This is a genomic window from Methylobacterium sp. FW102-HT35C08 (assembly GCF_058790235.1).
In genome coordinates this window covers 4,729,732-4,748,799 of sequence record NZ_JBYTCL010000002.1, presented here as the reverse complement: position 1 = coordinate 4,748,799, position 19,068 = coordinate 4,729,732, and the positions used below count along the sequence as shown (strand labels likewise).

Sequence of the window (19,068 nt, the reverse complement as noted above, 5' to 3'; positions counted from 1 at the left end):
CTCCGGATCTTGCGCGCGGGCTGGCTCAGCCAAGTCGTCTCAGACAAGTCGTCTCGCCCAAGTCGTCTCAGCCAAGACTTCATGGTACGCGCCTCGGCCGACCGGCCCGGCGTTCCGGCCGTACAGGACCATCGGCTTCCCGCCGTGCGGCCCTGACACACGGGCCGTCCGCTCCGGATTCCGGAGCGGGTCCGCCTTTACAGGCTCGGATGACGACCGATACACGTTTTTGTGAGGGCCGGATCATCTCCGGCCGTCAGCGAAACGCGGCTCAAGCCGCGGCGCCAGGGAGGATGGATGGACACGGGTCAGCCCCTGCTGGAAGTCGACGGCGTCACGCTCCGCTACAAGACGCCCGATCACCTCGTCACGGCCACCTACCGGGTGAGCTTCCGGATCTGGCCCGGAGACCGGTTCGTGCTGCTCGGGCCTTCGGGCTGCGGGAAGTCGACCCTGCTCAAGGCGGTGGGCGGCTACATGGCCCCTACCGAGGGCGAGATCCGGCTCAAGGGCCGGCCCGTGACCGAGCCCGGCCCCGACCGGATGATGGTGTTCCAAGAATTCGACCAGCTCCTGCCCTGGAAGACGGTCCGGCAGAACGTGGTCTTCGCCCTCGAAGCCTCCGGCCGGCTGAAAGGCCGCGCGGCCCTGGAGCGGGCCAACCTCTACATCGACAAGGTTAATCTCACGAAGTTCGCCGACAGCTACCCGCACACCCTCTCGGGCGGCATGAAGCAGCGCGTCGCCATCGCCCGCGGCATGGCGATGGAGCCCGACATCCTGCTGATGGACGAGCCCTTCGCGGCGCTCGACGCCCTGACCCGGCGGCGCATGCAGGACGAGCTGCTGATGCTGTGGGAGGGCACGCGCTTCACCGTGCTGTTCGTCACCCACTCGATCCCGGAGGCGATCAAGGTCGGCTCGCGCATCCTGCTGCTCTCGCCCCATCCTGGCGAGGTGAAGGCGGAGCTCAACAGCGCGGACTCGCCGGAGGCCGCGATGGGGCTGGAGAACCGGATCCAGCAGATGCTGTTCTCGGAAGAGATCGAGGAGGCGGAGAATGTCTAGCGCACCCGTCCTGACCGGCCTGCCGCGCGCCGCACACGCGCGCCCGTCCGCCGCGGGGTCGAGCCGTCCCGAGATCGTGCGCGAGACCGGCCATGCCCACGGTGCCACGGTGGTGGAGAAGCCCCTGTCGGTCGCTGAGCGGCTCTACAACCAGGCGTGGCTGCGCAAGATCGTGATCCTGCTCGTCCTGGCCGGGATCTGGGAGGCCTACGGGCGCTACCTCGACAACGATCTCCTGTTCCCGACCTTCTCGGCCACCGTGGAGGCGTTTGTCCGCGGCGTCGCGGACGGCACGCTGCCGGCCCGCGCCTGGACCTCGCTCAAGGTCCTGCTGATGGGCTACGCCGCCGGCGTCGCGCTCGCGACCGCGCTCACCGGCATCGCCATCGCGTCGCGGATCGGGACCGACTTCCTCGAGACGCTGACCTCGATGTTCAATCCGCTGCCGGCGATCGCGCTGCTGCCGCTGGCGCTGATCTGGTTCGGCCTGGGCAACGGCAGCCTGATCTTCGTCCTCGTCCACTCGGTGACCTGGGCGATCGCGCTGAACACCCATTCGGGCTTCCTGTCGGTGAGCCGGACGCTGAAGATGGTCGGCCGCAATTACGGGCTGTCCGGTCCGCGGCTGATCGGCAAGATCCTGATCCCGGCGGCCTTCCCGTCGATCCTCACCGGCCTGAAGGTCGGCTGGGCGTTCGCGTGGCGCACCTTGATCGCGGCCGAGCTGGTCTTCGGTGTCTCTTCGGGAGCGGGCGGGCTCGGCTGGTTCATCTTCGAGAACAAGAACATGCTCGACATCCCGAACGTGTTCGCCGGGCTGCTCACCGTCATCCTGATCGGCCTCGTCGTCGAGAACCTGATCTTCCAGACGATCGAGCGGCGCACGGTTCAGCGCTGGGGCATGCAAGCCTGAGGGAAAGCGCTCCGGGGTGCGACGCGCGCGCACTGCAGAGCCGTAAGGCCGAACAGTTTGGAGCTTTCCTCTGCGTGTTGACGATCGACGCCGTCATTCCGGGGCGCCGCAGGCGAGCCCGGAATCCAGAACCGCTGAGAGTGCCAGATCCTGACACGTCGGCGGGTCTGGATTCCGGGCTCCGCTGCGCGGCCCCGGAATGACAGGTGAGGCGGCTACGATGTGTCTCCACCGCGAAATGGATTGAGCGATCTGCCCGAACGGCGGACGAACATTGCACGGCGGGCAACCTTCCGCCGGAGAGGAAGGCGGGGCTCGCCCACGGAGATCCACGGACATCAAGTCTCCTGGACGTTCAGGAAGCTTTAGAGTGACATAGTCTACAAAAGCGGCACAATAGAGATAAAATATCTCCGTTAGTGGCGTGCGGCAGCCGTTTTCTTCCTGTACCCCCTGGGACGACCCCGGAGCCACGTCCTGTGAGTCCTGACGCCCCATCCCGCAACGCCCCGCCTGTCGCCCTCTCTGGCGGGGGTAGCCAGTCGAGTCCTGCCGCCTCGGTCCTGCCCGGAATCGGCCTGTGCGCGGCGATCACCGCCGTGGCGATGGCCGCGCAGGCGCTGGAGGAGCGCGTCGCGGGCCATCCCTATGTCGAGGCCCTGGTCCTGGCGATCCTGATCGGCATCGCGGTGCGGACCGCCTGGACGCCCCATGCCCGGTTCCGGACCGGCATCGCCTTCTCGGCCAAGCAGCTCCTCGAGGTCGCCGTCGTGCTGCTCGGCGCCTCCCTGAGCCTCGGGGCGATCCTCGCCTCCGGCCCGGCCCTGCTCGCCGGCATCGTCGCCACCGTGGTGCTCGGCATCGCCGCCAGCGTGGCGATCTGCCGGGCGCTCGGCCTCCCGGCCCGGATGGCGATCCTGGTGGCCTGCGGCAACGCCATCTGCGGCAACTCGGCCATCGCCGCGGTGGCGCCCGTCATCGGCGCGGAGCCGAAGGACATCGCCGCCGCCATCGCGTTCACGGCGGTGCTCGGCGTTCTGATGGTGCTCGGGCTGCCGCTGTTCGTCCCGCTCGCCGGCATGAACGACAGCCAGTACGGGGTGCTGGCAGGGCTGACCGTCTACGCCGTGCCGCAGGTGCTGGCCGCCACCGTACCGGTGAGCCTGCTGTCGACCCAGATCGGCACCCTGGTGAAGCTCGTGCGCGTCCTGATGCTCGGCCCGGTGGTGGTGGCATTCTCGCTGATCGCGCCCCGCCTGCCGCGGGTGGCAGGCGCCCCGCCGGCCCCGAGCCGGCCCGGGCTCACCAAGCTGGTCCCGTGGTTCATCCTCGGCTTCCTGGCCCTGGCGACCCTGCGCTCGTCGGGCCTCATCCCGGATGCGGCGGTGAAGCCCCTGACGCAGCTCGCCGGGGTGCTCACGGTCCTGTCGATGGCCGCGCTCGGCCTCGGGGTCGACGTGCGCATCCTCGCCCGGGTCGGCGGCCGGGTCACCCTGGCGGTGACCGCCTCGCTGGCGGTCCTGATCGTCCTCAGCCTTGCGCTGATCCGCGGCCTCGGCATCGGGTGACCCCGCTGGGTCTCCGGCCCGACCGGGGCCCGGCGCTCATGCCGCGATGCCGTATTTCCGTCCGGCCGCGCAGATCCCGGCTGTAAACACCCGGGGATCGGCGCTCCCATGCAGGTGACCGGCTCCGTCCGGGGGCCGGGTTCGGTCGTCCCGCACCAAAATGCGCTTTCCGCAACCGACAAACTGCCAGGACCATCTTGACACTTCAGGGGTTTCTGCTTTTGGAACCCGCAGCGTCATCGTCGAAATCTTCAAGTGGACTCGCGCAGTGCCCGAAAAAAATCCCGAGCGCTCCATCAAGCTCGTCACGCTGGTCGGTGAGATCGTTGCGGCTTACGTCTCGAACAATTCCGTTCCGCCGGCCGCGCTGCCCGAGCTGATGGCGAGCGTGCACGGGACCCTGGCGGCCCTCACCGGAACGCCGCACGCTGAAGCGATTCCCGCAATCGAGCAGCCGACGCCCGCGCAGATCCGCAAGTCGGTCCAGGAGGACGGGATCGTCAGCTTCATCGACGGCCGATCCTACAAGACGCTCAAGCGTCACCTCAACGCCCACGGCCTGACCCCGGAGCGCTACCGCGAGCGCTACGGTCTGCCGGAGGATTACCCGATGACCGCGCCGGGCTACGCCGCCCAGCGTTCAGCGCTCGCGAAGGCCATCGGTCTCGGCGTGCCCGGCGGGCGGGCCCGTCAGCGCGGGACCGGCACGAACGGCTAATCGGCGGCACCGCGCCGCGTCCGGTCGCTCCCGTCCGCGGGGCTCTGGAACAGCAGCACCTGTGCGGAGACCGGATCGGGCTGGCCCCACCTGGCGGGATCGGGACGCGCCGGCCGGCCGAACGTGTCGGCCCAGCGCAATTTGATGACGCGGCCGCTCAGGGCTTCAGCGGCGCTGTCGTCGGCCCTGTTCGCGGCGGGCGACTTGCGCTGGCCGGAACCGATCCAGCGCTCGGCCCGCTTCCCGCGCCGGAGCAGCGGCTCCAGGCGCTGGCGGGCCGGCTGGACGTCATCGGGCTTGTCTGAGGTCGACACGCTGAAAAACCCCCGTCCGCGTTCGAGGCGCGAGCGGGGGACGGGCAGCGGGTTTGGCCGTGGATCCGCCGGGGTGCTCAACCCTCGACACTACCCCCTCATCCTACCCGGTTGTGCGCAACCGGGTAGGGCGACTCCGTCCAAAAAACTTGTCTCTGCGTCCCAGATCGGCCCTGATCCGGGCCGCGGCGGCTCAGGATGCGCGCGCGCCCGGCACGGCGGCCAGCAGGCTGCGCGTGTAGGCGTGCTCCGGCGCCGCGAACAGGTCGGCGGTCCCGCGCATCTCCACGACGGCGCCCCGGTGCATCACGGCGATCCGGTCGCAGATCGTGGCGGCCACCCGCAGGTCATGGGTGATGAACAACATCGCCAGCGACAGGCGCTGCTTCAGGTCCTCCAGGAGATCCAGCACCTGCCGCTGGACCGAGACGTCCAGCGCCGAGACCGCTTCGTCCGCCACCAGCACGTCCGGCTCCATGGCGAGCGCCCGCGCGATGCCGATGCGCTGGCGCTGCCCGCCGGAGAAGGCGTTCGGGTAACGGGCGGCGGCTTTCTGGTCGAGGCCGACGAGGTCGAGGAGGCTCCGGGCCCGCGCCCGCGCCTCGGCGGCCGGGACCCCGTGGGCGATCGGCCCCGCCGTGATGATCTGCTCCACGGTGCGCCGCGGGTTCAGCGACGCGAACGGGTCCTGGAAGATCATCTGGATGCGGCTGCGCTTGTCGCGCAGGGCCGTCTTGCCGAGGGCCGTGTAGTCGAGGTCCCCCAGCCGGACCGTGCCGCCGTCGGGCTCGATCAGCCGGATCGCGAGCCGCGCGGTTGTCGACTTGCCCGAGCCGGATTCGCCCACGATGCCCAATGTTTCGCCGCGGCGGACATCGAAGGAGACTTGCCTGACTGCCGCCACAACCCGCGGCTTGCCGAACAGGCCGGAGCGCCCGGAATAGGTCTTGGACAGCCCGGTCACCGAGAGGGCGACCGGGGCCGCTTCCAGGGCTGAGCGTGGCGGTGGCGTGAGGCTCGGGACGGCGGCGAGCAGCGCCTTGGTGTAGGGCGCCTGCGGATTGCGCAGGACGGCTTCGGCGGTGCCGGATTCCACGAGCCGGCCGCGCTGGAGCACCGCCACGTGGTCGGCGATCTCCGCCACCACACCGAAATCGTGGGTGATGAACAGGACGCTCATCCCGCGCTTCTGCTGCAGGTCGCGGATCAGCCGGAGGATCTGGGCCTGGGTGGTGACGTCGAGCGCCGTGGTCGGCTCGTCGGCGACCAGCACCGAGGGCTCCAGCGCCAGCGCCATGGCGATCATCGCCCGCTGCCGCTGGCCGCCGGAGAGCTGGTGCGGGTAGGCCCGCACCGCCTCCTCGGGGTTGGGCAGGCCGACCTCGGTGGCCAGCGCCACCGCCCGGGCCCAGCGCTCGCTGCGGGTGAGCAGGTTGTGCGCCTCGAACATCTCGGCGATCTGGTCGCCGATCCGCATCACCGGGTTCAGCGCCGTCATCGGCTCCTGGAACACCATGGCGATGCGCCGGCCGCGCAAGCGGCGCCACGCGGGCTCGTCGAGGGTCAGGAGGTCCCGGCCCTCGAACAGGATCGTGCCGGCCGTCGGCGTCAGCGCCCGGGGCAGGAGGCCGGTGAGCGCGTAGGCGCTCATCGACTTGCCCGAGCCCGATTCCCCGACCACGCACAGGATCTTCCCGGCCTCGAGGTCGAGGTTCAGGCCCTCGACCGCGTGCGGGCGGTCGGCGCCCTTGGGGAGCGCGATCGTCAGATCGCGGATGCGGACGACCGGCTCGCTCATCGTGTCAGGCCCTCGCTTTGCGGCGGCGGAGGATGTCGGGCCCGTCTCGGCCCAGATCCCAGAACAGGCCGGCCATGATCGCTAGGCCCTCGCGGGTGCCGGAGGCGAGCATGTGCTCGTCGGGCCCGTGCTGGCGGCAGGCCGGGTAGGAATGCGGCACCCAGAGGGTCGGCAACCCCAGGATTTCCGAGAAGGCGTCGTTCGGCAGCGAGCCGCCGAGATTGGGCAGCAGCGCCGGTTTTTTGTTGGTGCTCGCCTCGATCGACTGGAGCGCCCACTCGACCCACGGATCCTCCACGGGCAGCCGTGTCGCCTGAAACACCTCCGCGGCGCGGGCCGGCCGGACCTCGATCATCGGGAAGCCGTGCGCGTCGAGATGGGCGCGCACGTTCTGGATGAGGTTCTGCCAGTCAGTGCCGACCACGAAGCGCAGCTGCAGGGTCGCCTTGGCGTGGGGCGGCACGGCGTTGAGCGGCCCGTCCGGGTCGCCGGTCTTGAAGGCCAGGACCTCGAGGGTGTTCCAGGCGAAGACCCGCTCGGCCGGCGTGAGGCCCGGCTCGCCCCAGTCGGAATCGATCTTGGGCGCGGTCGGGTCCTCGCCGACGCGGATGTCGGCGAGCGCCGCGCGCACCCCTTCCGGGATCGGCGGCGGCCGCAGGGCGTCTACCAGGATGGCGCCGCGGGCATCGACCATCGAGGCGATCGCCGAGGCCAGCACCGTGCCGGGGTTGCGCAGCAGCCCGCCCCAGTTGCCGGAATGGTGCGGGCCCTCGCGCAGGTTGAGGCTGAGTTCGAAATTGTAGGCGCCGCGGGAGCCCAGGAAGAGGGTCGGGCGCTCGCCGTTGAGGCGGGGGCCATCCGAGGCGATCAGCACGTCGGAGCGCAGCGCCTCGGCCTGCTCCCGGCAGAACGGCCGCAGGCCCGGGGAACCCGATTCCTCGCCCATCTCGATCAGCAGCTTCACGTTGAAGCCGAGATGGCCGTCGCGGGCCCCGATCACCTGCTCCAGGGCGGCGAGGTTGAGGACGTGCTGGCCCTTGTTGTCGGCGGTGCCGCGCCCGTACCAGCGGTCGCCCTCGACCACGATCTCCCAGGGGCCGAGGCCCTCGCGCCACTGCTCGGGATAGCCCCGGACCGTGTCGCCGTGGCCGTAGATCAGCACGGTCGGCAGGTCCGCGCCCTCGTGCCGCTCGGCGATCAGGAAGGGGCCGTGCACCTCATCGGGGTTCGGGAAGATCTTCGGGGTCTCGAAGCCGAGGCGGGCGACCAGCGGCGTGATGAAGGCGTCGAGATAGGCGCGGAGCGCCGCCTCCTGGCCGGGGGCTTGGCTCTCGGTGGGCATCGCCACGGCCTCCCGCAGGAGGGCGAGGAACGCGCCCGAGTCGAAGGCCTCTGTGGCGCGCGCGATGGCGGCGTCTCGCGTCATGGTGTGATCTCGGTGGACGGGTGTTTTGTGAGGACGGGCATCAGGGGCGTCAGCTCCAATCCTGTCATCCCGGGGCCGTGCAGCGGAGCCCGGGATCCAGAGCCGCGGAGGCAACAGGATGACGCGGAGCCGGATCGCCTGTGCGATCGGCCGGGGCGGCTCTGGATTCCGGGCTCTCGCCCCCGGCGAGCCCCGGAATGACGGAGCGGAGCGACATCAGTGGCGCGCCTCGGGCGCCGTGATGTCGCGCAGGCCATCCCCCAGAAGATTGATCGCCAGCACGAGCAGGAGGAGCGCCACGCCCGGGATGGTGATCACCCAGGGCTGGAAGAACATGTACTGCTTGCCCTCGGCGATCATCAGGCCCCAGGAGGGCAGGGGCGGCTGCACGCCGAGCCCGAGGAACGACAGGGCGGCCTCCAGCAGGATCGCGTGGGCCATCTCCAGGGTCGCCACGACGATCAGCGCGTTCATGATGTTGGGCAGGATCTCCTGGCGGATGATCCGCAGGTCGGTGAGCCCCGCGGCGCGGGCGGCCGAGACGAAATCCTGGTTGCGGATCTGCTGGGTCGCGGCCCGGGTCACCACGGCGAAGCGGTCCCAGAGCAGGAAGCCCAGCACCAGCACCACCACCTTGAGCGAGCCGCCGACCAGCGCCGCCATGGCGAGCGCCACCAGCACCACCGGCATGGCAAGCCGCGTGGTCACGATGTAGCTCACCACCGAGTCGACCCAGCCGCCGAAATAGCCGGCGCAGAGGCCGAGCGTGGTGCCGATCATCCCGGAGATCAGCGCGGCCGAGATCCCGATCAGGAGCGAGATCTGGCCGCCGTAGAGCAGGCGGCTCAGGTAGTCGCGGCCGAGCTTGTCGGTGCCGAGCACGTGCTCCCAGGAGCCCTTGGCCTGCCAGACCGGCGGGATCAGGCGGCGGGACACGTCCTGCGCGTAGGGGTCGTGCGGCGCGATGAGCGGAGCGGCCAGAGCCGCCAGCACGATCAGCCCGAGGATCCCGGCGCCGATCAGGAAACCGGTGTGGCGCAGGCCCCGCCGCAGGATCAGGCGGGTGGGGGAGGGGACCGACGCCAGGGCGATCGGCGCGTCCGGGGGCAGGACGGGGGCGGCGAGCGCCGCCGTGTCGGGGGGGAGGCTCATGGCAGGCTCCATCCTCACGATTGGCGCAGGCGCGGATCGAGGAAGGCGTTCAGCAGGTCGGCCGCCAGCGTCAGACCGATATAGATCATGGCGAGCACCAGCACGATCGCCTGGACGACCGGGAAGTCGTTGCGGGCGATGGATTCCCAGGCGAGCTGCCCGAGCCCCTGGAGCGAGAACACCGCCTCGATCACGATCGAGCCGCCGAGCATGAAGCCGAACTGCACCGCCGCGAGGGCGATCACCGGGATCACGGCATTGCGCAGCGCGTGCCGCACCAGGATCTTCCGGGGCGGCAGCCCCTTGGCGCGGGCGGTGCGGACGTAGTCGGAGGCCAGCACCTCCAGCATGCCGTTGCGGGTGAGGCGCATCACCGCGGGCATCGCGTAGTAGCCGAGCGCCACCGCGGGCAGGACGAAGTTCTTCCACGTGGCATTGCCCGAGACCGGCAGCCAGCGGAGATTCACGGAGAAGATCAGGATCAGCGTCAGGCCGAACCAGAAGCTCGGCATCGCCTGGCCGAGCACCGATACGGCGAGCGCCGTCCGGTCGATCCACGTGTCCCGCTTCACGGCGGCGACGACGCCGAGCGGGATCGCCACGAACAGGGCGACGGCGAGCGCGATGATGCCGAGATAGAGGGTGATCGGCAGGCGGGCGGCCAGCAGGTCGATCACGCTCTCGCGGAAATAGAAGGAGTTGCCGAAATCGAGGTGCAGAGCCCGCCAGCCCCAGGTGAGGAACTGGGTCAGCAGCGGCTGGTCCAGGCCGTACTCCTGGCGGATCTGCGCGATCTGCGGCCCGGTGGCCTCCGGGCCGGCGATGGCCGTGGCGAGGTCGCCCGAGAGGTGGAGGAGCAGGAAGCTCGCCACCGAGACCGTGAAGGCTACCGCCAGGGCGACCAGCACGCGCCGGACCGTGAAGGCCAGCATGGCTCAGGCTCCTTTCTGGCGATCACGATCGCGCCCGATCAGGACGAAGCGTCCTCTCCTCCCCCCTGTGGGGAAGAGCCGGAGGTGGGGGTGGCGCAGAATCGAGCGGTGCGGTGCCGTCTGCGCCACCCCCACCCCTGACCCCTCCCCGCAAGGGGGAGGGGAAAGGCGTCGCGCCTTCGCGGCCGTCCTCACTTCCACGACGCCGCGTAGAAGCGCGCCACCTCGTCGGGCTGGGCGGTGAAATTGAGGTCCGACGTGAAGGCGTAGTTGGTCGAGTAGGAGAACATCGGCAGGGCGTAGGCCTCCGCGGCGATCCGCTGGAGCGCTTTGGCGTAGGCGGCCTTGCGCGTCTCCGGATCGGTCGAGCCGTCGCCCTTCTGGAGGTCGGCGATCACCTGCGGATCCTTGGTCAGATCCTCCTCGCCGCCGCGGAAATACACCCCGTCGAAGGCCGAGACGTCGAGAACCGAGAACGACCCCCAGGTCTGGTAGCCGATCGAGGTCTTTCCGGCCCGCAGCGCGTCGCGGAACGCCGCGTAGCGCAGGTAGTTCAGCCGCGCCTTGATGCCGACGGCACCGAGATAGCCGATCACCGCCTCGGCGTAGTCCCGCTCGCGATAGGCGCCGAGATCGATCTCGAAGCCGTTCGGGTAGCCGGCTTCCTTGAGCAGGGCCTTGGCCTTGGCGGGGTCGTAGGCATAACGCGGCACGCCCTGGTCGGTGCAGCCGAACTGGTCGACGAAGCACAGCGCGTTCATCACCCGCGAGGCGCCGCGCACGAGGTTGTCGACCATCGCCTTGCGGTCGATGGCGTAGGAGATCGCCTGCCGGACGCGCACGTCCTTGAGCGGCGAGTTCTCTTTGGCGCGGCCCAGCGTGTCGAATTGCAGGAAGCCGACCCGCATCGTCTCGGAGTTCAGCACCGTAATGTTCGGGGCGGCGCGCAGCTGCTCGGCCTGGTCGCTCGGCACCCGCCAGATCCAGTCGACGCCGCCGGTCATCAGCTCGGCCATCCGGCTCTCGCCGTCCGGGATGACGCGGAACTGCAGCTTGCCGATCTTCGGTTTCCCAAGCGGGCTCTCCGCCCAGTACTTGTCGAAGCGTTCCATGCTGACGCCGCGGCCGCTGTCGACCTTGGTGATCCGGTACGGGCCGCTGCCGACCGGCGCCTTGGCGAAGCCGTCGAGGCCGACCTTCTTGAAGTAGTTCGCCGGGAAGATCGGGGTCGGGCCGGCGAGGTATTCGAGCGCGGCCGGGAACGGCGCCTTGAGGTGGATGCGGACCGTGTGCGGGCCGGTGACCTCCACCGACTTCATCCAGTCGACGTTCTGGCGGGTGACCGTGCGGGCCTCCGGCGTCAGCACGTAGTTGAACGTGAAGGCCACGTCCTCGGGACCCAGCGGGTCGCCGTTGTGGAAGACCACGCCCTCGCGGATCGTGAGATCGAGCGTCGTGTCGTCCTTCCAGGTCCAGGCGGTCGCCAGCATCGGCTTGTAGGTGCCGTCCTTGGGGTCCCGGTACAGCAACGTATCCCAGCAGTTCCGGGCCAGGATCACGCCCTCGCGGGCGCTGTTGTGATACGGGCTGACGTTCTCGGGCTCGCTGTCGGAGGCGTAGACCAGCGTGTCGTCCGCCTTGCCGGCGAGCGCCGGGTGCGCGGCGATCAGAGCGGCGAATGAGGCGGCGAAGGTCGCGGCCCGGGTGAGAGTCCGTAGCGGCATGCAGGCTCCGACGGCGCGGCGGACAGGTCCGGCGGATGGTTCCGCGGCTGCCGCGTTTTTCACCCTGCCATGGTGTTGTGCATCTGGGATCGCAACAAGTAGAATTTGGCGAGTGCTGCGTTGCCGTTTCGGCAACGCACCTAGCGAAATAGCTGCTTTGGGGCAGGATAATGCAGACGACCGGGCTGCGCTACTTCCTGGCGGTGGCCAGGACGGGCTCGATCGCCGCCGCATCGGACCAGCTCAACGTGGCGGCCTCGGCGATCAGCCGGCAGATCGCCAACCTAGAGGCCGAGCTCGACTGCGTGCTGTTCGAGCGGCGCCCGCGCGGCATGGTGCCGAGCCCGGCCGGCGAGCTGCTGGCGCAGCACGCCCATCAGGTGCTGATCCGCTCCGAGCAGGTGGTCACCGAGATCCGCGAGCTTGAAGGGCTCGCCCGCGGCCTGATCCGGGTGGCGAGTTCCGAGGGCTTCGCCCTCGACATCGTGCCGAACGCCATTGCGGCCTTCCACACGGCCCATCCTGGCATCCGTTTCGAGGTGACGGTGCTGCCGCCCGCGCAGGTGACCCAGACAGTGGCGGTGGGAGATGCCGATCTCGGCATCACCTTCGCGCTCACGCCCAGCCCGCAGGTGGAGGTGCTCTATGACGGGCAGGTGGACATGCTGGCGCTCGCCGCCCCCGATCATCCCCTGGCGCGGGCGCCGGCCCTGCGCCTCGCCGACCTGTCGAACTATCCGCTGGCCCTGCCGACCCGGGATACGACCCTGCGGCAGGTCTTCGATGCCGCCTGCGCCCTCGAAGGCCTCGCGGTCGAGCCGGTTCTGACCGCCAACAAGCTCTCGGCGTTGCTGCCCTTCGTCCGGCGCTCCCGCGGGCTTGCGCTGATGTCGGCGCTCTCGGTGACAACGCCGCTGCGCCTGAACGAGCTGGTCAGCCTGCCGATCCACGCCCGGGCGAGCCTCGCCCGCGGGATCCAGGTGCAGGCCATGCGCGACCGGCGCTTGCCCCGGGCAGTGCGGGCCTTCCTGCGCCAGTTGCTGGAGGCGCTGCCGCCACCCGTCGCGTCCTGATCGAGGCCTGTCGAGATGCAGTGGCGCCGCGCAAAGCTCTGCTGAAGAACAGATTGGCCCGGCGTCCCGGATGTGCTTGACCGGATCGATCGGAATCGTACGATCGACTCACGACATCGAGCCATCGACATGAGACTCGACGCGCTCGGCCCGCGCATCTGTATCATCGGGCCGTCGAACAGCGGAAAATCCACCCTGGCGACGGCGATCGCCCGGTCGCGCGACCTGCCGCCTGTCCATGTCGATCAGCTCTACCATCGGCCGGACACCGACTGGGAGCCCCGCCCGGCCGGGGAGTTCCAGGCGCTGCACGACGCCGCCATCCTGGGCCCGCACTGGGTCATGGACGGCAACTACTCCCGGTGCCTGCCGCAGCGTCTGGAGCGGGCGACGGGCGTCATCGTGCTCGATGTCCCGACCGCCCTCAGCCTCGTCCGCTACCTGCGCCGGACGTGGTTCGAGCGCGACCGCCACGGCACCCTCGAAGGCGGCCAAGACAGCGTGAAATGGTCCATGATCCGCCACATCGTCGTCACCACGCCGGCGAACCGGAAACGCCACGCGCAGATGTTCGAGGAGACCGGCCTCCCGACGCTGCAGCTCGACACGCCGCAGGCTCTGGCCCGGTTCTACCGGCGGGAAGGTCTGAGGCGGAGGCCGGGCGGTCGATGATGGGTCAGGCGCCCCGATTTGCAACCGTGCAGCTGTGATCCATCACGTCCTCGGCGCTGGCGCTGGGCACCCGGTAGGCCAGCAGGAGGAAGCCCGGCTCGGGGTCGCCCGGCAGGGTCGCCACGGCCGCGAAGCTCGTCCGGTGCAGGTTCGGCCGCCCGCCCGGCAGGGTGTACAGGACCGCGAACGGGTTGAAGCGCGCCACCTCCGCCTCCGGCACGCGCAGCGCGAAATAGCGGTCGCCGGCCAGCGGCGCCGGGAAGCGGGACCAGGTCGTGCGGATCTGGCGGCCATGCGCCTTGAGGGCGGTCAGCACGCTGGGCTTCAGGCAGTCGAGATGGATGTGAAGCTGGTCCTGGCTGCGGCCCCGGGCCGAGTTGACCGCGAGTCCCACCGCCTCGGGCGTCAGCCGCCCCTTCAGCACGTCGGACACGAACGGCCGCGCGGCGAGCGCCGCCCGCCAGTAGGCGATTCCGGACGGGCCGCGCAGGACCGGGGCCTCGAGGCCCGCGACCGTGTCGGTGGGCATGACGACGATATGGGTCGGCTCGCCCGGCGCGCGCAGCACCGCCGAGCCGGGCCGATCCGTGTCGCCCAGGTCGACCGAGAGGCACGGAAAGGTCCGGTTGGCGATCCGCTTGGCGAGCACGCAGGTCTTCAGGGCGGCCCACAGGACGTCGCGGCTCGGATCCGGCGCGGCCGAGGCCGGCATTGAGACCGCGACGACGAGGGCGACGAGCAGCGCGCGGCGCATGGGAACTCCCGGAGACGCCGGTCGGGACTGCCCCGCTCGGCCAGGCTCCGCGATAGCCGATCCCGGCCCGTGCCGGCAAAGCGCCCGGATGCCCTGACGCCGGGCCGGAAACCCGCTATCCCGGCCCTCCCGAACCCGGAGCCCCCGATGGCGCGCGCGCTCACCCCGGAGATCGGCGCCCGCTTCGCCGCGGTCGCGCTCGGTCATGTCAGCCGCGAATACCCGTACAAGCCAGGCCATGTCCTGGCGGGGCCGGCGGATGCGCGCACGCCCGCCGACCTGCACCCGGTCTTCCACGGCAGCTACGATTGGCATTCCTGCGTCCACGGGTACTGGCTGCTCGCGCGGGTGCTGCGGCGGTTCCCGGACGGCGTGCAGGCCGGCGCGATCCGCGCGCAGTTCGACGCGCGGCTGACGCCCGACCGGGTGGCGGGCGAATGCGCCACCTTCGCCGCCCCGCATGCGCGCGGCTTCGAGCGGCCTTACGGCTGGGCGTGGCTCCTGAAGCTTGCCGACGAACTCGCGCGCCTGCCCGAAACCCGCTGGTCCGAGGCCCTCGCACCGCTCGCCGCAATCATCGTCCGGCGGTTCGAGGGTTTCCTGCCGATCGCGCCCTATCCGGTCCGGGTGGGCACCCATTACAACACCGCCTTCGCGTTGCGCCTCGCGGCCGATTACGCCGAGGGGGCGGGGGCGGCAGCGCTCGGTGCCCTGCTGCTGCGGACCGCCGAGCGCTGGTACGGCGCAGACGCGGGCTGCCCTGCCTGGGGCGAGCCGGGCGGGGACGATTTCCTGTCCTCCTCGCTGATTGAGGCCGAGTGCATGCGCCGGCTCCTGCCGCCGGCGCGGTTCCAGCCCTGGTTCGACCGTTTCCTCCCCGATCTGGCGGCGGGCCGGCCGGCCACGCTGTTCCAGCCGGCCGACGTGACCGACCGCAGCGACGGGAAGATCGCCCATCTCGACGGCCTGAATCTCAGCCGCGCCTGGTGCTTCCGGGCGCTCGCCGCCGCGCTGGATCCCGCCGATCCCCGGTGTCCGCCGCTCGCCGCGGCGGCCGAGGCCCACCTCGCGGCGGCGCTCCCGCACGTGACCGGCGACTACATGGGTGAGCACTGGCTCGCGAGCTTCGCGCTGCTGGCGCTCGAGGCCTGACGCGATCCTGCTCCGGTGCGCTGTCCCTGTCCGTCATCACGCGCGCAGCGAAGTGAGTCAGGGCAGCGCGACCGCCCGGATCGTGGCGCCGCTTGGCTTGCTTCGCTCCGCGCGCAACCACGGTGAGCCCAACATCACCATCCGAACCGATATGAGAGATTTCTGAGAACTTTTTGTCGCAGGCCGCGTTGACCCTCGCCGACCCAAAAAAAAGGACCGTCCCTGAAAGAGGCGGTCCGAAGTCTAGGGAGGAAACGCCCACAAGGGGCCGCAGCACAGCGACGCTATCGCTGTGCTGCACTGCGTCAACCCGAGATCCATGGCCTTGTTCCGAAGGTCGACCCGCGGCCGTTCCATACGGTTTCCGTTCGAACGCTTCGGTTGCGGTGTCCCGCTCCGTGATCACGCGCGCAGCGACGTCACCCAGGGCAGCGCGACATCGGCCGGTCTCGCGCCCCTGAATGGCTTCGCTCCGCTCGAAGACGGCGGGGCCGACCGCATCATCCGGAACCGGTATCACATGGAGCCGGCGCCGGGCGGCGTGACGGCGGAGGGGAGACCGTGTGGACGGCGCGCCTCTCCGGGGCCGAACGCGGGCCGGTAGGTCCGCTCCAGGGTCATCAGGCCGCGCAGGGGTGCCTCCGCGAGATCGAGCAGCTTGGCGTCGCGCCAGCGCAGCCTGCTGCCGCGGCGTCGGCGAAACCAGCGCCCGCGCTCCTCCTCGACCAGCAGGATCAGCTTGCCGGTCCAGGTCCGGCGGAACCAGAAACGTCCGGTCAGGGCCATGGCTGTATCGAGCCTCGATCTTCGAGGCCCCTAGACTACATCTGTCTCGGGAAACCGAAAACAGTCCAGGTTAAGACGCTCCCAAGATTAGTAAAAACCGTTAATCTTGCGTGATGTCTTCCGCCTCGGCGTAGCGGGCGACGGCGGACGGCGGCCCGCGCCGCTTCGCCGACTCGTAGAGAACCTGGGCGAGCTGCTCGGCCGAATAGGGTTTGCGCACGAGGGCGAAGCCGTGCGCGTCGTCCTTGGCCAGGACGTGGCTGTAGCCCGAGGTCAGCACCACCGGCAGGTCGGGACGGCTGGCCTGCAACTGCCGGGCGAGGGCGAAGCCGCCCATGCCGGGCATGACCACGTCCGAGAAGACCACGTCGAAGCGGTCCGGTGTCCGGTCGAGCTCGGTGAGCGCCTCCTCGGCGGATTTCGCCCAGATCGGCGCGTGGCCGAGATCCTCCAGGATCTGGGTGCAGAACCGCCCGACCCCGACATTGTCCTCCACGACGAGGATGCACAGGCCCCGTTGCGGCTCCGCCTCCCGCCGGTCGTCGCCGCCGGCCTCGGCGGCGCCCGAGGGCGCCTCGACCTGCGGCAGGTAGAGGCTGAAGGTGGTGCCTCGACCGACCGCGCTCTCCACGTCGATGTCGCCGCCGGACTGCTTGGCGAAGCCGATCACCTGGCTGAGGCCGAGCCCGGTCCCCTTGCCGATCTCCTTGGTTGTGAAGAACGGCTCGAAGATCCGCCCGAGATCCGGGGCGGGGATGCCCGCCCCGGTATCGGTGACCCGCACGGCCACGAACGGCCCCGGGGCACCGGCATGGCCGCGGATCGGCGGCATCGGATGATCGCCATCGAGGTGCAGGGTCAGGATCCCTTCCCCGTCCATCGCGTCCCGGGCGTTGACCGCCATGTTGATCAGCGCCGTCTCGAACTGGCTCTCGTCCGCACGCACGAAGCGGGGCGCCTCCGGCAGGTCGATGGCGACGCGGATCCGTGCCCCGGTCACCGAGTCGAGCATGTCGGCGATGCTGCGCAGGCGCGCGCAGATGTCGAAGACCTGCGGCTTGAGGGCCTGCCGTCGGGCGAAGGCGAGGAGCTGGCCCGTGAGCTTGGCGGCGCGATCAACGGTGTCGGAGACCGCGTCGAGGTAGCGGCGCCGCCGCTCCTCCGCGAGGTCGGGCCGGCGCAGGAACTCCACGGAGGAGCGGATGATGGTCAGCAGGTTGTTGAAGTCGTGCGCCACGCCGCCGGTCAGCTGGCCGATCGCCTCGAGCTTCTGCGACTGCCGCAGCGCCTCCTCGGCCTGGCGCTGCTCGGTGATGTCGCGGCCGAAGCCGTAGAACAGCCCGTCCTCCGGGACCACGGTCCAGAGCACCCGCCGCGGCTCGCCGGCGCGGGTCAGGCAGGCCAGTTCGACATCCTCGACCCGGCGATCCTCGCAGAGCGGCCGCAGGGCCGCCTGGGCGGCCTCGCGCTCCGGAGGCGCGATGAAATCCAGGGCGGTGCGGCCCAGGGTCTCCTCCTCGGACCAGCCGAGCGCCCGGCTCCAGGACGGGTTCACCGACTGGACCTGCCCCGCCCCGTCCGAGACGAGCTTCAGCACCGGCGAGAGGGTCCAGACCCGGTCGCGGTCGCGGGTCTGCGCAGCCACCTGGGCCTCCAGGCGCTCCGCCCGGGACTGGAGCAGGATCTCGCTCCGCTTCCGCTCGGAGACGTCGTGGGCGAAGACGTAGAAGCCGTCGACCGCACCGTCCGGCCCCCGCCGCGGGAGGTAGCGGGTATCGGCGATCCGGGCCTCGCCGTTGGGGAAGGTCCAGGCCCACTCGTGCCGGATCTCGCGGCCGGCCAGCACCTGCTCGATGGCGGGGCGCCGCGCCTCGAAGGCGTCCGCGCCGAGGAGGCTGCGCACCGTCTTCCCGACGACCGTCAAGGCGGCGTGGCCCGTCCAGGTCTCGTAGGCGGCGTTGGCGAACTGGTAGACGAGGTTGCGGTCGATGAAAGCGATCAGCACCGGCATCGCGTCCGCGACCAACCGGAGCTCGGCCTCCCGCGCCTGGAGCGCCAGCTCGCTCCGGCGGCGCTCCGTGATGTCGTTGAACAGGACGGCGACGTGGTTCCGCACCGGCCCGTCGACCCGGTAGGCATGCACCTCGTACCAGCGGCCGAGGGCCGCGGCCGCCTGCTCGAAGCGGACCGGCTCTCCAGTGCGCGCGACCCGGCCGTAGAGGTCGAACCAGTGCTGCTCGTGATCCGGGGCGCTATCCCGCATCCAGCGGCCGACCACGTCCGTTAGGCCGGTCTGCTGCGCGAAGGCGGGGTTGACCTCCAGGAAGCGGTAATCGACCGGGCGGCCGCCGTCCGCGAACTTCATCTCGATCAGGCAGAAGCCGGCATCGATGGACTCGAACAGCGAGCGGTAGCGCTCCTCGCTCCGGCGCAGGGCGGCCTCGGCGCAGCGGGTCTCCAACTGCGTCATCACCGTTCGGGCGAGCGCCTTGAGGATGAAGATCTGCTGGTCGGACAGCGTGCGCGGCTCGCGGTCGAGGACGCAGAGCGTCCCGAGCGCCCACCCGTCCGGTGTCACGAGGGGCACGCCGGCGTAGAAGCGCAGGTGCGGCTCGCCGGTCACGAGGGGATTGGCGGCGCTCTCCGGCTCCGCTGCCAGATCCGGCAGCACCAGGATGCCATCCTCGCGCATCGCCTCGGTGCAGAAGCCGAAATCGAGGGGCATCGACCGCGCCGCGTGGCCGAACGCGGCCTTGATCCACTGCCGGTCGGCGTCGATGAAATTGATGTGCGCCATCGGCGTGCCGCAGGCCTGCGCGGCCATCTCGGCGATCTCGTCGAAGGCCCGCTCGGGGGGCGTGTCCAGGATGGCGTAGGCGCGCAGAGCGGCGAGCCGCTGGGGATGCTGGGGCTCGAAACCCGACGAGCGGGGCATTGGCTTGTTCCGCGACACGGGAGCGTCATAGCTCACGTCCCTGACCCTCCCAAGTGAGTCCCTGCAACGCAGCGCCGGGGCGT

16 protein-coding genes are annotated in these 19,068 nt (G+C 70.2%); 7 read left to right on the top strand and 9 right to left on the bottom strand.

The genetic code is table 11. The features are described 5' to 3' along the window. Positions 1-297 precede the first annotated feature (297 nt). The 4 genes from AC3WSN_RS22495 to AC3WSN_RS22480 all read left to right on the top strand — a co-directional run bounded on the left by AC3WSN_RS22495 (position 298) and on the right by AC3WSN_RS22480 (position 4,267). Positions 298-1,068: an ABC transporter ATP-binding protein gene (locus tag AC3WSN_RS22495; RefSeq protein ID WP_210028644.1), complete on the top strand. Its 771-nt coding sequence runs from the start codon at positions 298-300 to the stop codon at positions 1,066-1,068. Next, positions 1,061-1,981 (top strand): ABC transporter permease, encoded by a 921-nt coding sequence (locus AC3WSN_RS22490; protein WP_492540987.1) that lies wholly within the window; start codon positions 1,061-1,063, stop codon positions 1,979-1,981. Before AC3WSN_RS22495 ends, AC3WSN_RS22490 begins: the two co-directional genes overlap by 8 nt. Positions 1,982-2,460: 479 nt before the next feature. Beyond that, entirely contained in the window at positions 2,461-3,549 is a 1,089-nt protein-coding gene (locus tag AC3WSN_RS22485; protein ID WP_492540985.1) for a YeiH family protein, read from the top strand. Between the two features lie 268 nt (positions 3,550-3,817). Next, complete coding sequence (locus tag AC3WSN_RS22480; RefSeq protein WP_373622144.1) at positions 3,818-4,267, top strand: Ros/MucR family transcriptional regulator; 450 nt, start codon at positions 3,818-3,820, stop codon at positions 4,265-4,267. Here AC3WSN_RS22480 and AC3WSN_RS22475 read toward each other — a convergent pair. The 6 genes from AC3WSN_RS22475 to AC3WSN_RS22450 form a co-directional block, all read right to left on the bottom strand. Then, entirely contained in the window at positions 4,264-4,581 is a 318-nt protein-coding gene (locus tag AC3WSN_RS22475) for a hypothetical protein (RefSeq protein ID WP_492540983.1), read from the bottom strand. The two genes, AC3WSN_RS22480 and AC3WSN_RS22475, sit on opposite strands and share 4 nt — an antisense overlap. Positions 4,582-4,774: 193 nt before the next feature. Beyond that, positions 4,775-6,379, bottom strand: coding sequence for an ABC transporter ATP-binding protein (locus AC3WSN_RS22470; RefSeq protein ID WP_492540981.1), 1,605 nt, complete (start codon positions 6,377-6,379; stop codon positions 4,775-4,777). 4 nt (positions 6,380-6,383) lie between these two features. Further along, positions 6,384-7,805 carry a M20 family metallopeptidase gene (locus AC3WSN_RS22465; RefSeq protein WP_492540979.1) on the bottom strand — a complete coding sequence of 474 codons (1,422 nt, stop codon included), beginning with the start codon at positions 7,803-7,805 and terminating at the stop codon, positions 6,384-6,386. Positions 7,806-8,021: 216 nt separating this feature from the next. After that, on the bottom strand, positions 8,022-8,957 hold the full coding sequence (locus AC3WSN_RS22460; protein ID WP_492540977.1) for an ABC transporter permease: 936 nt from the start codon (positions 8,955-8,957) through the stop codon (positions 8,022-8,024). 14 nt (positions 8,958-8,971) lie between these two features. Further along, the gene (locus AC3WSN_RS22455; protein ID WP_192710651.1) at positions 8,972-9,889 is read right to left on the bottom strand and encodes an ABC transporter permease; all 918 of its coding nucleotides are present in this window, start codon (positions 9,887-9,889) and stop codon (positions 8,972-8,974) included. Between the two features lie 191 nt (positions 9,890-10,080). Continuing rightward, positions 10,081-11,613 (bottom strand): ABC transporter substrate-binding protein, encoded by a 1,533-nt coding sequence (locus AC3WSN_RS22450; protein WP_192710652.1) that lies wholly within the window; start codon positions 11,611-11,613, stop codon positions 10,081-10,083. Positions 11,614-11,783: 170 nt separating this feature from the next. Here AC3WSN_RS22450 and AC3WSN_RS22445 point away from each other — a divergent pair, with 170 nt between their 5' ends. Both AC3WSN_RS22445 and AC3WSN_RS22440 read left to right on the top strand, forming a co-directional pair. Beyond that, positions 11,784-12,686, top strand: a complete 903-nt coding sequence (locus AC3WSN_RS22445; protein WP_492540975.1) for a LysR family transcriptional regulator — start codon at positions 11,784-11,786, stop codon at positions 12,684-12,686. 129 nt (positions 12,687-12,815) lie between these two features. Further along, the gene (locus tag AC3WSN_RS22440) at positions 12,816-13,358 is read left to right on the top strand and encodes a P-loop NTPase family protein (RefSeq protein ID WP_492540973.1); all 543 of its coding nucleotides are present in this window, start codon (positions 12,816-12,818) and stop codon (positions 13,356-13,358) included. 4 nt (positions 13,359-13,362) lie between these two features. On the opposite strand, the gene AC3WSN_RS22435 is transcribed toward AC3WSN_RS22440, so the two are convergent. After that, positions 13,363-14,112 carry a CDP-diacylglycerol diphosphatase gene (locus AC3WSN_RS22435; RefSeq protein WP_192710655.1) on the bottom strand — a complete coding sequence of 250 codons (750 nt, stop codon included), beginning with the start codon at positions 14,110-14,112 and terminating at the stop codon, positions 13,363-13,365. A gap of 147 nt (positions 14,113-14,259) precedes the next feature. Between AC3WSN_RS22435 and AC3WSN_RS22430 the strand changes: the two genes are divergently transcribed. Continuing rightward, entirely contained in the window at positions 14,260-15,264 is a 1,005-nt protein-coding gene (locus AC3WSN_RS22430; protein WP_492540971.1) for a DUF2891 domain-containing protein, read from the top strand. Positions 15,265-15,780: 516 nt separating this feature from the next. On the opposite strand, the gene AC3WSN_RS22425 is transcribed toward AC3WSN_RS22430, so the two are convergent. After that, positions 15,781-16,050 carry a hypothetical protein gene (locus tag AC3WSN_RS22425; protein ID WP_192710657.1) on the bottom strand — a complete coding sequence of 90 codons (270 nt, stop codon included), beginning with the start codon at positions 16,048-16,050 and terminating at the stop codon, positions 15,781-15,783. A gap of 100 nt (positions 16,051-16,150) precedes the next feature. Beyond that, a complete protein-coding gene (locus AC3WSN_RS22420) occupies positions 16,151-18,985 on the bottom strand; it encodes a PAS domain-containing protein (RefSeq protein WP_492540968.1) in 2,835 nt (944 codons plus the stop codon). Positions 18,986-19,068: the final 83 nt, after the last annotated feature.